This window comes from Nocardia sp. NPDC051321 (genome assembly GCF_044455225.1).
Taxonomy (GTDB): Bacteria; Actinomycetota; Actinomycetes; order Mycobacteriales; family Mycobacteriaceae; genus Nocardia.
The window spans coordinates 123,960-138,794 of the sequence record NZ_JBITEM010000018.1; the positions used below are offsets into that span (position 1 = coordinate 123,960).

At 64.9% G+C, this 14,835-nt stretch carries 18 protein-coding genes; 12 read left to right on the top strand and 6 right to left on the bottom strand.

The features are described 5' to 3' along the window. The first annotated feature begins 55 nt into the window (after positions 1-55). The 3 genes from ACIA8C_RS36465 (at position 56) to ACIA8C_RS36475 (ending at position 3,933) form a co-directional block, all read left to right on the top strand. Positions 56-328 (top strand): GlsB/YeaQ/YmgE family stress response membrane protein, encoded by a 273-nt coding sequence (locus ACIA8C_RS36465; protein ID WP_357380473.1) that lies wholly within the window; start codon positions 56-58, stop codon positions 326-328. A gap of 45 nt (positions 329-373) precedes the next feature. After that, positions 374-2,095 carry a thiamine pyrophosphate-dependent enzyme gene (locus tag ACIA8C_RS36470; protein WP_397142818.1) on the top strand — a complete coding sequence of 574 codons (1,722 nt, stop codon included), beginning with the start codon at positions 374-376 and terminating at the stop codon, positions 2,093-2,095. A gap of 269 nt (positions 2,096-2,364) precedes the next feature. Beyond that, a complete protein-coding gene (locus tag ACIA8C_RS36475; RefSeq protein ID WP_397142943.1) occupies positions 2,365-3,933 on the top strand; it encodes an ABC transporter substrate-binding protein in 1,569 nt (522 codons plus the stop codon). Between the two features lie 50 nt (positions 3,934-3,983). Here the strand turns inward: ACIA8C_RS36475 and ACIA8C_RS36480 are convergent, their stop codons facing one another. Beyond that, a complete protein-coding gene (locus ACIA8C_RS36480; protein ID WP_397142820.1) occupies positions 3,984-4,733 on the bottom strand; it encodes an SDR family oxidoreductase in 750 nt (249 codons plus the stop codon). Positions 4,734-4,834: 101 nt separating this feature from the next. On the opposite strand from ACIA8C_RS36480, the gene ACIA8C_RS36485 reads away from it, so the two are divergent. The 4 genes from ACIA8C_RS36485 to ACIA8C_RS36500 all read left to right on the top strand — a co-directional run bounded on the left by ACIA8C_RS36485 (position 4,835) and on the right by ACIA8C_RS36500 (position 8,357). Beyond that, entirely contained in the window at positions 4,835-5,695 is an 861-nt protein-coding gene (locus tag ACIA8C_RS36485) for a helix-turn-helix transcriptional regulator (protein WP_397142822.1), read from the top strand. Between the two features lie 193 nt (positions 5,696-5,888). Then, positions 5,889-7,064, top strand: coding sequence for an acyl-CoA dehydrogenase family protein (locus ACIA8C_RS36490; protein WP_397142824.1), 1,176 nt, complete (start codon positions 5,889-5,891; stop codon positions 7,062-7,064). Positions 7,065-7,158: 94 nt separating this feature from the next. Further along, positions 7,159-7,761: a ClpP family protease gene (locus ACIA8C_RS36495; RefSeq protein WP_397142826.1), complete on the top strand. Its 603-nt coding sequence runs from the start codon at positions 7,159-7,161 to the stop codon at positions 7,759-7,761. 2 nt (positions 7,762-7,763) lie between these two features. After that, positions 7,764-8,357 carry a ClpP family protease gene (locus tag ACIA8C_RS36500; RefSeq protein WP_397142828.1) on the top strand — a complete coding sequence of 198 codons (594 nt, stop codon included), beginning with the start codon at positions 7,764-7,766 and terminating at the stop codon, positions 8,355-8,357. Positions 8,358-8,359: 2 nt separating this feature from the next. Here ACIA8C_RS36500 and ACIA8C_RS36505 read toward each other — a convergent pair whose 3' ends face one another. Then, a complete protein-coding gene (locus tag ACIA8C_RS36505) occupies positions 8,360-8,755 on the bottom strand; it encodes a helix-turn-helix domain-containing protein (protein WP_397142830.1) in 396 nt (131 codons plus the stop codon). A gap of 77 nt (positions 8,756-8,832) precedes the next feature. After that, complete coding sequence (locus tag ACIA8C_RS36510) at positions 8,833-9,243, bottom strand: pyridoxamine 5'-phosphate oxidase family protein (RefSeq protein WP_397142832.1); 411 nt, start codon at positions 9,241-9,243, stop codon at positions 8,833-8,835. Between the two features lie 152 nt (positions 9,244-9,395). Between ACIA8C_RS36510 and ACIA8C_RS36515 the strand changes: the two genes are divergently transcribed. Next, positions 9,396-9,752: a hypothetical protein gene (locus ACIA8C_RS36515; RefSeq protein WP_397142834.1), complete on the top strand. Its 357-nt coding sequence runs from the start codon at positions 9,396-9,398 to the stop codon at positions 9,750-9,752. A 145-nt stretch (positions 9,753-9,897) separates the two neighbouring features. Continuing rightward, the gene (locus tag ACIA8C_RS36520; RefSeq protein ID WP_397142836.1) at positions 9,898-10,719 is read left to right on the top strand and encodes a hypothetical protein; all 822 of its coding nucleotides are present in this window, start codon (positions 9,898-9,900) and stop codon (positions 10,717-10,719) included. Between the two features lie 76 nt (positions 10,720-10,795). Here ACIA8C_RS36520 and ACIA8C_RS36525 read toward each other — a convergent pair whose 3' ends face one another. Further along, positions 10,796-11,266: a hypothetical protein gene (locus tag ACIA8C_RS36525; protein ID WP_397142838.1), complete on the bottom strand. Its 471-nt coding sequence runs from the start codon at positions 11,264-11,266 to the stop codon at positions 10,796-10,798. A gap of 399 nt (positions 11,267-11,665) precedes the next feature. After that, entirely contained in the window at positions 11,666-11,932 is a 267-nt protein-coding gene (locus ACIA8C_RS36530; RefSeq protein WP_397142840.1) for a glutaredoxin family protein, read from the bottom strand. Positions 11,933-12,120: 188 nt separating this feature from the next. On the opposite strand from ACIA8C_RS36530, the gene ACIA8C_RS36535 reads away from it, so the two are divergent. Both ACIA8C_RS36535 and ACIA8C_RS36540 read left to right on the top strand, forming a co-directional pair. Further along, on the top strand, positions 12,121-13,056 hold the full coding sequence (locus tag ACIA8C_RS36535) for a phosphotransferase family protein (RefSeq protein WP_397142842.1): 936 nt from the start codon (positions 12,121-12,123) through the stop codon (positions 13,054-13,056). A gap of 103 nt (positions 13,057-13,159) precedes the next feature. Beyond that, entirely contained in the window at positions 13,160-13,564 is a 405-nt protein-coding gene (locus ACIA8C_RS36540) for a hypothetical protein (RefSeq protein WP_397142844.1), read from the top strand. 10 nt (positions 13,565-13,574) lie between these two features. On the opposite strand, the gene ACIA8C_RS36545 is transcribed toward ACIA8C_RS36540, so the two are convergent. Then, positions 13,575-14,330: an AAA family ATPase gene (locus tag ACIA8C_RS36545; RefSeq protein ID WP_397142846.1), complete on the bottom strand. Its 756-nt coding sequence runs from the start codon at positions 14,328-14,330 to the stop codon at positions 13,575-13,577. Positions 14,331-14,490: 160 nt separating this feature from the next. Here ACIA8C_RS36545 and ACIA8C_RS36550 point away from each other — a divergent pair, with 160 nt between their 5' ends. Beyond that, positions 14,491-14,829: a hypothetical protein gene (locus tag ACIA8C_RS36550; RefSeq protein WP_397142848.1), complete on the top strand. Its 339-nt coding sequence runs from the start codon at positions 14,491-14,493 to the stop codon at positions 14,827-14,829. Positions 14,830-14,835: the final 6 nt, after the last annotated feature.

Consider the following 14,835-nt stretch of genomic DNA (forward strand, 5'->3'; position numbering starts at 1 on the left):
TATGACCGGCCAAGCGCGCATTTTCCGGCGTGCCAACGACCAACAGGAGGACATCATGCTGGGTCTCGGGATTATCGGATGGATCATCATCGGCGGTCTGGCCGGATGGATCGCCAGCAAGATCATGAAGACGGACGCCCAGCAGGGCATCCTGTTGAATATTGTCGTAGGTGTCGTCGGCGGCCTGCTCGGCGGATTCTTGCTCAAGCTGTTCGGCGTCGATGTCGAGGGTGGCGGGCTGTGGTTCAGCTTCTTCACCTGCATCGCCGGCGCGGTGATTCTGTTGTTCCTGGTGGGTCTGGTCACCGGTCGACGAGTTTCTCGATGACAGCGGCCGCCCAGCAGCACCGACTATGACGCGGAGGAGTCGACTATGACCACGGTTGCGGAAATGATCGTCACGGCGCTGGCCGACCAAGGCGTCACCCATATCTGGGGTGTCGTCGGCGACGCGCTCAACCCGATCACCGACGCGATCCGTCGCGAGGATCGGATCGAATGGATCGGCGTGCGACACGAAGAGGTGGCTGCCTATGCCGCCGGTGCGCAAGCCCAGCTCACCGGCACCATCGGAGTGTGCGCGGGCACCGTCGGCCCCGGTTCGATCCATCTGCTGGGCGGTCTCTACGACGCCAAGAAATCACACGCGCCGGTACTGGCCATCTGCGGTCAGGTGCCCACCTCCGAGATGGGCAGCGAGTACTTCCAGGAGGTCGACAACGACGCGGTCTTCCGCGACGTCTCCGAGTTCACGGCGACGGTCACCAGCGCCGCGCAAATGCCGCGGCTGCTCGAACAGGCCGTGAACGCGGCAGTGTCCCGCCAAGGCGTGTCCGTGCTGACCATTCCGGGTGACATCGGCGGCCTGAAGCTGGACACCGACGTACGCCCCCGGTTCGTCGCGCGTGACCGCACAATTGTGCCCGGCGTGACGGAGATCGTGCAGGCCGCGGAGACCCTCAACAAGGCGGCCAAGGTCACCTTGCTCGTCGGCATCGGGGCCAGGGAAGCGCGCGAGGAGGTGTTGCGGCTCGCCGAACAGCTCTCTGCGCCAATGGTGCTCACCATCAAGGCGAAGGAAGGTCTCGAGCACGACAACCCGTACGCGGTCGGCCAAACCGGATTGATCGGGAACCCGGCCGCCAATTCCGCGCTCGAGGACTGCGACGTGCTGTTCATGGTTGGCACCGACTTCCCGTACCGCGACTGGTATCCAACCGGCAAGACCGTCATCCAGCTCGACGCGCGGCTCGACCACATCGGCCGCCGCACGCCGGTGGACGTCGCGCTGGTCGGCCACACCGGCCCCTCGCTGCGTGAACTCCTGCTGAAGCTGGACACCAAGGCCTCTGACAAGCACCTGAAGAAGGCGCAATCGGAATACCACCGCTGGTCCGAACTCCAGCAGCGCCTGGCCGAACCCAAGCACGACCGCAAACTGCTCGGCCGCATCCGCAAGCACCTGGACAACCCGGACCAGCTGATCCGCCCGGAGGCGGTGGCCGCGGCGGTGAACACGCACGCCGCCGACGACGCGATCTTCACCTCGGACACCGGCATGTCCACGGTGTGGCTGTCCCGATTCCTCAGCCTGCGCGGCTCCCGGCGGTTGATCGGCTCCTACAACTTCGGGTCGATGGCCAACGCCATGCCGCAGGCTCTAGGCGCGCAGATCCTCGACCGCGAACGCCAGGTCGTCGCGTTCTGTGGCGACGGTGGGCTGATGATGCTGCTCGGCGATCTGCGCACGGCGGTCACCTACGATCTCCCGGTCACGCTGGTGGTGTTCAATAATGGACGCCTCGGCATGGTCAAGCTCGAGCAGGAGGAGGGTGGCCTGCCCGAGTTCGGCACCGTGCTCGACAATCCGGATCTGGCCGCCGTCGCGGCCGCGATGGGCCTGGAATCGCGCCGAGTGACCGACCCGGAAGACCTGGACAAGGCGGTCGCGGACGCTTTCGCGCAACGCAGGCCGGTGCTGCTCGATGTCGTCACCAATCCCGACGAGATCTCGATCCCCCCGAAGCCGACCTTCGACCAGGCGTGGGGCTTCGCCATCGCGAAGGTCAAGGAGTCGCTGGAGAGTCGCGCCTGACCGGTTGTCGCGCGCGGCGACCCGCCCCCGGGCCCCGGCCCACCCGCCACCCGGCCACCACCCCTCATCGAATCGCTGCGCGATGCTTCATTCGTCGGTGGATCCCATGACAAGTGGTCTCGGAATGGTTACTGTCCGAGGACATTCCAAGGTGATCGGGTTGGGACGCGGTGAGATCGTTCGCGTCTCGGTAGTTCCCGGCGACCTGTTCGAAATCGGGAGAACGCGTGAGATTCACAAGAGCTGGTGCGCTGCTCGCGGCAGCACTCATGGCCACAAGCCTGGGGCTGACCGCATGCTCGTCGGGCGATGACAGCGGCGACGCCGACCTCGTCACGACCAATGCCGGTGAGCCACAGAACCCGTTGGTGCCCACCAACACCAACGAGAACATGGGCGGGCGGGTGGTCGACCGGCTGTTCGCGGGCTTGAAGTACTACGACGCCAACGGCGGGGCGCACGACGAGCTGGCGCAGAAGATCGAGACCACCGACCGGCAGAATTACAAGATCACCATCAAGCCGGACTGGAAGTTCTCCGACGGCAGCGCGGTGACGGCGAAGTCGTTCGTCGACGCGTGGAACTACGGCGCCCTCGGCACCAATGCTCAGCTGCAGAGTTACGTGTTCGCCCCGATCGTCGGGTTCGACGAGGTGTCGGCGAAAGACGCGAAGGCAAAGACGATGTCGGGGCTCAAGGTGCTCGATGATCACACCTTCACCGTGGCGCTGACGCAGCCCTCGATCGACTTCGAGACCGAACTCGGCTACACGCCGTTCTACCCGCTGCCCGAGGCCGCGTTCAAGGACATCAAGGCGTTCGGGGAGAACCCAATCGGAAACGGCCCCTACAAGTTCGCGCGCAACGGCGCGTGGGAGCACAACGTCAAGATCGACCTGGTGCCCAACCCGGACTACAAGGGCGGTCGCGCGCCCAAGAACAAGGGCTTGCGCTTCGTGATGTACCAGTCCTTCGACACGGCATACGCCGATCTGCAGGCGGGCAACCTCGACACCCTCGATGTCATTCCCGACAGCGCGATGGGCACCTACAAGAAGGATCTCGGCGATCGCGCGATCAACAAGCCGATCGCGTACAAGGCGGCCGTCGGCATCCAGTCCACCGCTCCCCACTTCGGCGGCGAGGAAGGCGTGCTGCGCCGCAAGGCGCTCTCGATGGCGATCAACCGAGAGCAGATCTGCGAGAACATCTTCCACGGCACCCGGGTGCCCTCGCTCGACTTCACCGCGCGTACGCTGCCCGGGTTCAACCCGAACGTGCCGGGCAACGAGGTGCTGAAGTACAACCCGGAAGAGGCTAAGAAGGTGTGGGCCCAGGCCAACGCCATCGCCCCGTGGTCGGGGCGCTATGAGATCGCCTACAACTCCGACGGCGGCCACCAGGGCTGGGTCGAGGCCACGGCGAACAGCATCAAAAACACCCTCGGTATCGAGGCCGTCGGCACGCCGTACCCGACGTTCAAGAACATCCGTGACTCGATCAACGCCGGCACCATCGGCACCGCGTTCCGCTACGGCTGGCAGGGTGACTACCCGACCATGCTGCAGTTCCTGAGCTCGCAGTACTACAGTTTCTCCGACGGCAACGACGTCAAGTACAAGAATCTGGACTTCGACAAGCTGCTGAACGCCGCGCTTGCGGCGCCCAACCTGGACGAGTCGTACAAGCTCATCAGCCAGGCACAGGCCTTGCTCTTCAAGGACATGGTCGACATCCCGATGTTCGATTACGCCGCCGCGGCGGGCCGTTCGGACAAGGTGAAGAAGGCCGAGCTGGCCTGGAACGGGCTGTTCGCCTTCGAGGGCATCGAGAAGTAACCGATCCCGAAAGGCCCGCTGACGTTGCGCCGGCGGGCCTTTCGTTGCGCTCAGCCCTGTGGGGTTGGTACCACGATCATTTCGGCGATGTTCACTCGCTTCGGCGCCGCGACCGAGTAGGCGACGGCGTCCGCGATGTCTTCGGCGACCAGGATTTCGTACTCGCCGCGCCATCCGACCAGGACGGTCTTCTGATCCTCGTCGCGCATGCCCGCGCCGAGTTCGGTGCCGACGAAACCGGGTTCGATGGTCCGTACCCGAACACCGCGTGACCCGTATTCGGCGCGCAGGTTGCGGGTCAGGTGCGCGACGGCGGCCTTGGTCGCGCAGTAGACGCCGTAGTTGGGGAACGCGAGGTGTCCGCCGACCGAACCGATGTGCACCAGGTCGGCGCGTTCGCCGTTGCTTGCCGCGGCGAGCAGGTCATCGATGAAAGCCTTTCCGGTGTAGAGCAATCCATTGATATTGGTGCCGACCATCTGGTCCCACTCGTAGGTTTGCGCCGACTCGAACGGTGCGCCGAGCATGACGCCCGCATTGGCGACCACGAGGTTGATCGGTCCGAACGCGGCCCGCACCGTGGCTGCCGCGTCGAGCACCGACTGCTGCATCGCCACGTCGGCCGTGACGGCGAGCACCTCGCCGCCGATCTGGGCGGCCAGCTCTTCGAGCCGATCCTTGCGCCGCCCGAGCAGCGCGACCTTCGCGCCGTCCGCCGCGAGCCGCTGGGCGGTGGCGGCGCCGATTCCACTGGACGCTCCGGTGACGACCGCGACGCGGCCGGTGAGGTTGTTTGTCATGACCACAACATTCGCGCTGGTCACGGCCTCGTGCCAGGGTACGGAGTTCCTGGTAGCGGTGGGGCCACCCAGCCTGCGCACCCCTCGCATACGCTCGAGGTATGAACTCCGACAACCGACTGGGCGAGTTTCTCCGCGCCCGGCGCGAGCTGGTGCGCCCGGAGGATTTCGGGATGTCCGGTGGCGGCCAGCGCCGGGTGGCGGGGCTGCGCCGCGAGGAAGTCGCGATGCTTGCCGGGATGAGCGCGGATTATTACGTGCGGCTCGAGCAAGGTCGCGACAAGCATCCCTCCGAGCAGGTGGTTGTCGCGCTGGCGCGGGTGTTCGCGCTCGACGAGGAAGGTGTCGCGCATTTGCGCGAGCTGGCCCGTCCGGTGGTGCGGCGCAGGCGCGCTCCACAGCGTCCCGAACGGGTGAGTCTCGGCCTGCTTGCCCTGATGGAGGCGTGGCCGAACACGCCAGCGCTGGTGCTCGGCAGACATCTGGACGTGCTCGCCGCGAATCCGCTGGCCGTCGCGGTCAACGCGTGTTCGGTGCCAGGCATCAATCAGGTCCGGATGATGTTTCTCGATCCGGAGGCGCGAAATGTCTATCCGGACTGGGCCATCCACGCCGCGGAGACGGTGGCGAGCCTGCGGGCGTCGGCGGGCGATCTCGACGATCCGCGGCTGACCGAACTGGTCGGCGAGCTGTCGCTGAAGAGCGATGACTTCCGCAGGCTGTGGGCGCGCCACGACATCAGGGGAAAGACCGCGGGCAAGAAACGTTTTCGCAATCCGATGGTCGGCGAGCTGGCCTTGGCTTACGAGACGTTCTCCGTGAACGGTGCGCCCGGGCAGTTGCTCGTCGCCTATCACGCGGAACCCGGCTCCGAGTCCGAGCGGGCGCTGGCGTTGCTCGGCAGCATGGTCGCGATCGGCGATCCGATTCTGCGGGAAGCGCACGCGCCGTCGTTCGACTAGACCGTCGGTTCGGTCAGCGATCCGGATGCTGGCGGGGGTCGCGCAGGCCGGACATACTCGATCACAGGCGTAATTGCCGCGCGGGTGGACCTATGCCGCACGGTTTCCGGCGTCGGAGATCGATAACCGGGCTACCCTGCTGTAGCAGGCAGTGACGTCAATTCGATTGTGGCTGGACCTGATTGGGGCAATGGTGACCGGACAAGCATCCCCGGCGACAGAACTACTCGCTGCGGCGCGCGCCTTCGCGCCGGAGGTGGCGAAGCGACGGCAGGAGATCGAGGCGGCCCGGCAGCTTCCTGCCGATATCGTCGAGCGGCTGCGGTCCATGGGCATCTACGCGATGGGATTCAGCGCCGAGCTCGGCGGCCCTGGACTGACCTCATTGCAGCAGATGGAGGTGTTCGAGGCACTGGCCTACGGCGACACCGCCACCGGCTGGTGCGCGATGATCGGGGCGGCGACCGGCGTCTACGCGGGATTCCTCGACAAGCGGGCGCTCGCCGAGCTGATGCCGACGCGGGACCTGATCACCGCCGGACTGATCGCGCCCTCGGGGCGGGCGGTGCGGACCGACGGCGGCTACCGGCTGACCGGGCGCTGGAAACTGGGCAGTGCCATCAACCATGCCGACCTCGTTGTCGCCGGTGCGATGATCTTCGACGGCGACGAACTCGCCATGGCCGACGGCGCGCCGATCGCGAGGATGTTCTGCATGCGCCGCGATCAGGTCCAGGTCTTCGATACCTGGGACAGCACCGGCCTGCGCGGTAGCGGCAGCAACGACTACGCGACCAACGACCTCTTCATCCCCGAGCATCATTGCTTCGACTTCTACGAACCGCGAAGCGGCACCGGCAAACTCGCCGAACCGGAGACCCTGGCCCGGGTGATGCCTGGCATTCCACTCGGCGCGACACGGGCGGCACTGGATTACGTCCGGGATCTCGCGCAGGACAAGGTGATCGCGGGCACCGGGCAGCGGTGGGCGGATAACTATCGGGCGCAATACATTCTGGGTGAGTGCGAGATGGAATACATCGTCGCCCGCGGTGCCGTCGTGGACAGCTTGCGCACGCTATGGGATGCGTTGGACGAGAACCGTTTCGCCGACATTCCGCCGGACATCCGGATTCAGACCCTGCTGACCCGCACCCATTCGTACCGCGCCTGCCGCCGTATCGTCGCCCGCCTGTGCGAGCTGGTCGGCACCGAATCCGTCTACAAGCCGAGCCCGCTCGACGTGTGGTTGCGCGACATGAGCACTATGACAACCCATCTCATGGCGCACGACCAGATGATCCAGACCGCCGGTGCGTTCCTGCTCGGCGGTAAGCCGGAGTTCCCGCTCGTGCTGGGTGTGCGTTAGGGAGATCGGCTGTCGAGGGTTGCTCGCGCACAACGCGGTCTGCTGTCGGCAGACACAGCGGCATCTGGGGGTCCTGCGGGGATAGACCTGAAGCATGATCGAAACATCGCACCTGGACTACCGGGGACAACTAGCCGACAGATTGTTCCGCCATCGGACGATCCAACTGACCGGTGAGGTCGACGACGCGATGGCCGAGCGGGCGTGCAGCGAATTGGTGCTGCTGGCCAGCGAGGACGACAAGCGCGACATCGTCCTCTACATCAATTCGCCGGGCGGCTCGGTGCTCGCCGGGCTCGCCATCTACGACACGATGAAGCTGATCCCGAACGACGTGGCGACCGTGGCCGTCGGGTTCGCCGCGAGCATGGGGCAGGTGTTGCTCGCCTCGGGCACCAAGGGCAAGCGAATCAGCTTGGCGCACAGCAGGATCATGATGCATCAGCCCTCCGCTGGCATCGGCGGCACCGCGATGGACATCGCGATCCAGGCGGAGAACCTGGAGTACATGAAGCTGCAGTCGGAGCAGATCCTGGCCGCGGAGACCGGGCATTCGCTGGAGGAGATCCGCTCCGACAGCGACCGTGACCGCTGGTTCACGCCGGATCAGGCGCGCGAATACGGCATCGTCGACGAGATCGCCGCCAACTTCGCCCAGATCGCGCCATTCACCAACGCGCACCGAGCGGGGTTGTGACCATGTCTCAGTACACGATTCCGCACGTGATCGAGCGCACCCCGAGCGGCGAACGCTCCTTCGACGTCTTCAGCCGGTTGCTCAACGACCGAATCATCTTCCTGGGCACCGAGATCGACGACGGCGTCGCGAATGTGGTGATGGCGCAACTGCTGCATCTGGAGTCGGAGTCGCCGGATCGCGAGATCAGCCTCTACATCAACTCACCTGGCGGCTCGAACACGGCGATGCTGGCCATCTACGACACCATGCAGTTCCTGCGGACACCGGTGGAAACCATCGCGATGGGTCAGGCGGTGTCGGCCGCGGCGGTGCTGTTGTCGGCGGGTACGGCGGGGCGACGGTACGTCCTCAATCATTCCCGCGTGCTGCTGCATCAGCCGTCGGCGCAGGGCCAGGGCACCATCTCGGACCTGGCCTTGCAGGCGGCGGAGGTGATGCGGATCCGCTCGCAGACCGAGGCCATCCTCAGCAAGCACACCGGCCAAAGCGTCGATCAGTTACGCAAGGACACCGCCCGCGATCGGGTGTTCACCGCGCAGGAGGCCGTCGAGTACGGCCTGGCCGACGAGCTGATCTTCACCCGCGACCGCTGAGGTCAGGCCGCGAGCAGTTCGACGCGCGCCTCGGAGACCGGGCGGCCGAGATGCCGCAGCGCGCCCAGTCTCCGAGCGCCGCGAAAAAGCAGTGACTCGATCGACAACCCGAGCGCACCGCAGATCGAATGCAGCATCTCCGAGGACGCTTCCTTGCGTCCCCGCTCGATCTCGGACAGGTACTGCTTGGACATGCCGACCTCGGTCGCGACATCGGCCAGCGTGCGGTCCTGATCCTGGCGCTCGTCGCGCAACACTTCCCCGTAGACGGCACGCAGCAGCGGCGATGCCGCATCGACCGGGTCGCGGCGTGGCTCGGGTGCGACCCTGCTCCGGCGCGGCTCGCTCCGACGGTGCGCATCGAGATCGACTACCACGCCATCCTCTGCTGCTGCCATATCGACGAGTCTGGCACCTCGCGGATCCGATCCGGCCGATGTTCGCCCACGGCAGACAAGCGGACTCGGCCCGGCGGTCAGACGCCGTTGCTGTCGATGTATTCGATGCCGGTGATGATGTCCGGGTCGATCACGATCAGCTGACCGTCCAGCACGGTCTCCGGGTGCAGGTGGGTCTGGTAGTTGGCGAGCTCCTGCTGGTCGGTGACCGTGGCGGCGACGCCGGTGATGATCACGCAGCGGCCGAGGTTGGTCTGGTGATCTATGGTGTCGACCTCGTAGGCGACGACCTGTCTGTGCAGGGTGCGAATCATGGCCGGGTCCGCGGCGATCACGATGCAGCCGTCGACGACCGTGTGCCGGACAGGGCGGATCGCGGGTAAAGCATGCCGCGAGAACGCGATACGGCCGAATCGGACGGTGTGGAGCAGGTCCAGGGAGTCCTCTATCGACAGCTCACGCGTCTCGCTTGCGCGGTATGCGGGCATGACTCCATTGTCCCACCTGTCGCGGATCGTTTCGGGGCATGGACAGGCGATGGCGAAAATTGCACGAGTATCCGTAAAATTAGACATTCCCTGGAGTCCCGAAGGGTGGCTCGAGTGTGGCGTCGAGCCATGTATCGATCGAGGAGGACTACATGCCATATTCCGCGCGGCTCGGCTACACGGGCAACTCCACCCGCGTCCGCCTGTCGCACCACTCAATCGACGTTCCCCTCGAAAAGCCAGGCAGCAGTGCGGAATTCGCCGACGCCAGCGACCGGCTGGTCCGCCACCTGTTCGACGTCGGACTCCAACTCCACCACGTCCTCGACTCCCTCGACCCGGTCGCCCAACCCCAGGTCCGCGACACCATCACCACCCTCGTCGAAGACCTCGACATGTTGATCCGCGACACCGGCCTAGCGATGCTCGCCCTCGCCAGCGAACGCCAGGAAGCAGCCCCCACCGACGGCCAGATCCCCCGCCCTCGCCCTCGTCTCCGTCGCCGCTGACCACGCCGCCCATCGGCTCTAGGTCCGACTCGACATACGTCGTATGTTCTTGACGCAGGCTGCAGCACACGTCAAGTGGATGCGATGTGCGTCAAGTCGTTGCGGTGCCCGGTGGGTGGGATGGGTGGTCGACGGGGGGTGAAGCGTGGCGGAAAACGACTGCCAGCCGGTGTCTTTCGAGTGGACCTTCGAGGCGGCATTGCCCGCGCAGCTCGAGGATCGCACGCATATGCGGCGCGGATACCGGGTGATGTCGGATCTGGTGCGCTATCACCAGATCGGTACTGCCTCAGGATGGGTCAGCATCGATGGGGTGCGGACCACGTTCGAGGACTGGGTGTCGACCAGGGATCACTCGTGGGGTGTGCGGTATGACGTCGGGGTGCCGCTCGGTGATGTGGAGTCGATGGATTTGCCGCCGGAGGTGTCGTTCCGGATGATCTGGGCGCCGATCCTGATGACGCGGGCGGACGGGTCACGGTACGGACTGCACCTGCACTACCAAATCGTGCAGATGGACGGGTTTCTCAGCAAAACGGTGATGGGTGGGGTCGAGCACGCCGACGGCCGGTTCGAGAAGTGGCAGGACTTGGTGCCCGACCTGTCCTTCGACCCGGACAACCGGCGGCTGCGCGGTGGTGAGATCCATGCGAGGACGGCGGACGGTGCCGAACGAGTGCTGAAGGTGGAAGCCCTGTCGGACACCGGGTTTCATCTCGGTGCCGGGCTCTACTTCGGATTCGAAGGGCGACACCACGGTTCGTGGCTCGGACCGGGTCTGCACGTGGACGGCGAGCGGATCGAGGACTGCTCCACCTACGAATCCGCCCGCCGTCTACATCAGATCCGCGACACCGTGGTCCGGGTAACCGACTCCACCGGTGCGACCGGCGTCGGTAACTGCCAGCCGATCATCACCGGTGGCGACGAATCCCTCGGGTTGACCAAGGGGTCGTCGTTCATGTGACTCTCGGACCGCGGCCGACTAGTCGTCATTGTCCTACCCGAACTTCAGGCCGCTCGGCTTCGCGTTGAACTGGACATCATGGCCGGCTGATGAACTTCACGCCGCTCTGCTTCGCGTTGAACTGGACATCGTCGCTGAATGACACTGTCACGGTGCCCATTCCGCCCTTCACGAACTTCTTTGCCTCGTCATCCGGTTCGATGGTGACCGTCAACCGTTGCTCCTCGCCGTTGCAGCCCGGCGCCTCCGTGTTTTTCTTCGTCTCCGGGTCGTACTCGGTAATGACGAGCTTTCCGGTGCCCGTGCCTTCGGCGACGGCTTTGCCGTCCTTATCCATTTCTTCGGCGGAAATGCTGAGCATCTTGTGCTTCGCGTCCGTGGCGCAGGTGTAGAGGACGTCGACCTTCAGGTTGCCGTCGCCATCGACGGCCGCGGCGGCGACGGCGAGGGTCTCACCTTCGGCGGCCGACGCCACACCGCCCATACCGATCTGCATCGCCGCGGCGATCGCCAGCGCGCTGCCGGCCAGGATCTTTGATGTGCGCATAGAAACGCTACCTCCCATTGCTGTTCGGCGACGCCGGTAGCCGAGCCGAGAGCCACCTGCGCGTCATGGATTCTTGGCAGTGCTGCCATCTGAAACTGTGAAGCAGACTCTTGGCGTACTCATGAGACATTGTGTACAGCGTCCATCGCATTATCCGGGGCCCGATCGCGGACCGATATCACGGCTGCGAGGGCAGGCTATGTGCGGCGGCCACATGCCTGACCAGCGGAATCAGATGGATCGCGGAAAGGTTAGCGCATCCGGTGAAGCGCGGCAAAATGCCAGCTCAGGCCAGTTCGCAATGGTACGTCCAATGCTCTGAAATGACTGAAAATTACACCCATCCAGAACTGTCATGGCAACGAATGCCTTATTGGAGCTCGAATTGATTGCCGACTGCTAACTCTGCGTATTAGGTCCCGCGAGCGCGGCACGAATCTCATTGATACTCGGATTCACCAGTTTGTGCCCATTCGCCAGCACAGTCGGCGTGACCTCGTCCCCGCCGGTGATCGCCCGCACCTCCGCCGCCGCCTTCGGATCGCGAATGTCGATCCTGCGGAAGGGGATACGCGCAAGCCGCAGGCGGGCGCCGAGCCGCAGGCAGAAGGGGCAACCCCAACGCCAGTACACGGTGATCGGAGCGGACGGGCTGGAATCGGTCATCGTCAATCCCCAATGCGTTCGTTGTCCACGGGACGCCCCGCGCAGGTCAATCGAGCGTATACCCACGTTTCGCCTGTAGTAGCGCCTAATCGGCCCTCTCGCGCGGTGCGGTCCGGAGATGGACAGTCCGTTCCGGCCTGGGTGAAAATCAATCGACTCGGCTTGTCTTGGTACCTACCGTCAGGGGCGTGATCGATCGCTCTCTGAACCAAGAGCAAGCCGCCGAAATCCTTTGCCCGGTATGGCCGGAAGCAACTGTGACCGACGTGCGGTCGCGAACCGGTGGGCAGTTGAGCTCCGTCTATGAAGTGCGCTGCGCGGAGCCGGCCGTGTCGGTGATCGTCAAGGTTTATGCCGATCAGTGGCGCTGGAAGCAGGCCAAAGAGGTCCACGTGTATCGGTTGTTACGCGCGCACGGGGTCGGTTCGATTCCGGAAATCCTGCGAGTCGAGCCGGACATCGGGCCGCTCGGTCGCGCGTTCACCGTCATGACGATGCTGCCAGGTCAGCCGTTGTCGCACATCATCGGCGATCTCGATGAGGGGCAGGTCGCCCACGTCTACCGGCAGTTGGGCGCGACCCTGGCGAGGATTCATCTCATCGGACAGCCCGCCTACGGCTATCTGGTGACCGAAATACTCGATCCAGAGCCGGACAACACCGCCTACATGACGCGCCAGTTCGCCAAGAAACTCGCCGAGTTCGCGGAGCTCGGCGGTGATTCCGTACTGCACGCCGCCGTCAGCGCCCACGTCGCGAATCGAACCGAGGTGTTTCGTCGCTGCGGAGCACCGGTGTTGTGCCACAACGACTTCCACGAAGGAAATATCCTCGTCCAGCAAAGCGCGGGCAGGTGGACGGTGACCGGTTTCATCGACGTGGAGAATGCCGTCGCCGCGGACCCGCTGCTGGATTTCGCCAAGACCGACTATTACGCGATGCACGGCGACCCGGCAAAGCGAGCTGCGTTTGTCCAGGGCTACGGCTCGCTGCCTGACGACTGGTCCGAGCGATCGGCGCTTTATCGGCTCTATCACGCACTCGAGCTGTGGGACTGGTTCGCCTCCATCGGCGAGACAGCTCCGCTGCCCGGTATCACCGACGATATCCGCGCATTGATCTGAAACATTCGGCTGTTTATGTCACACCGATCCGCCGGGCGAGTGAGGATGCAAGGTATCTCGCCGGTGCGCGGTGCTCCGGTGCCCAGGACTGAGGACCAAATTCATGACGGATCGAACCATCTGGATGCGAATCGGGGTTGTTGCGGGAATGGTCGGGGCCGCGGTGGTCTGTGCCACGCCGGGGGCGGGCGCGACGGCGACGCAGGTACGCATGACGCCGGGGATCAATTTCGGGTCGGCGACCAACTATGGGACGGGTTGTACCTATCAGGCGCAAGCGAAGGTGACCGATGTGGTACAGCCGGTGGTGTTCTATGACAACGGGATTCCGTTCGCCTTGGTGAAACCGTCCGGTGGTGTCGCGCTGGTGGATTGGGTGCCCGCGACGCAAGGGTTGCACACGATCAGTGCTGTGCAGGCGCCCGACGACAGCGTTGTCGCGAGTGTGGATGTTCGGGTCGGTACCGGCGTGCACCTGGGGTACGGGTGCAATGTCTTCGGCGGCTGAGCTGGGTCCGCTACTCCTCGTCGACCAGGTGTCGCAGGTAGCGGTCCGGTTCGGCGAGGAAGTCCCTGGTCAGGCGGACCGGTAGCGCCTGGTCGTAGCCGACCTCGTCGATGGCGCCGTCCTCGGCGATCTCGTAGATCGTCGCGCCTGGCAGCGCGAGCAGGATCGGGGAGTGGGTGGCGATCACGAATTGGCAGCCCTGTGCGGTCAGGTCCGACAACAGCGCGAGCACGGTCATGCAGCCACGGGGCGACAATGCCGCCTCCGGTTCGTCCAGCAGATACAGGCCGTTCGGGAAGAAGCGAAGCCGCATCAGGTCGACGAACGACTCGCCGTGGGAGCGTTCGTGCGGTGACACGCCACCGAAGACCGCCAACTGATCCGGCCCGAGCCGCTCGGTTTGGGTGGCGACGTTGTAGTAGGACTCGGCGCGCAGGAAGAACCGGCTGCGCGGCTTGTTTATGCCCCACTTCACCACCAGATGGTCGCCGAGGACCGACTCGGTCGACCGGGTGGTGAAGCGATAGTTCTGGCTGCCGCCCTCCGGATTCATCCCGACGGCCACCGCCAGCGCCTCGACCAAGGTCGACTTCCCGCTGCCGTTCTCGCCAACGAAAAAGGTCACACCCGGCGCGAGCGCCAGGCCGTCCAACTGGGTGAGACGCGTCACGGCAGGCAGGCAAAACGGATATTCGGCCATGTCGACGTCGTTCGACGCGAGCCGCATCTCGCGGAGAAATCCCGTTGTCCTGACACCCTTGCGCACGCCCCATGGTAAGCGCGAAGACAAGAGTGGTGGGCGGGCCGAACCGGGGCTACCATCTCCACCATTCAGGCGCCCGTGAGGAGGCCACTTTGTCGCAGACTCCGCTCGGGGCCGCAATTGCCGCTTCCGCTAGCGGCGTGCTGTCGTCAGGGGGACGGTCATGATCAAGGTCGAGCTCGACATCCATTCCGACAAGCCCAATCCGAAGTGGCAGTTGGCGCCGGGGGACGAGGCGCAGCTACACGGTCTGATCGCCGCGGCACCGCGGGCGACGGCGGGCGACGTCGAAAACGACGATGTGTACCGGGGTTTCGTCGCGCGGCTATCGGATGAGGAGACCCTGCGCGTGCGGCGCGGCATCATCGAGATCGCGCGCGGCGACCAACGTACCTATCGCACCGACGGTGATCGCGCGGTCGAGCGCTGGTTGCTGGCGACCGGCCGCCCGACGCTCGCATCGACCGACTATCAGACTGTCGTTGCGGCACTGTGGGATTGAGCGTTC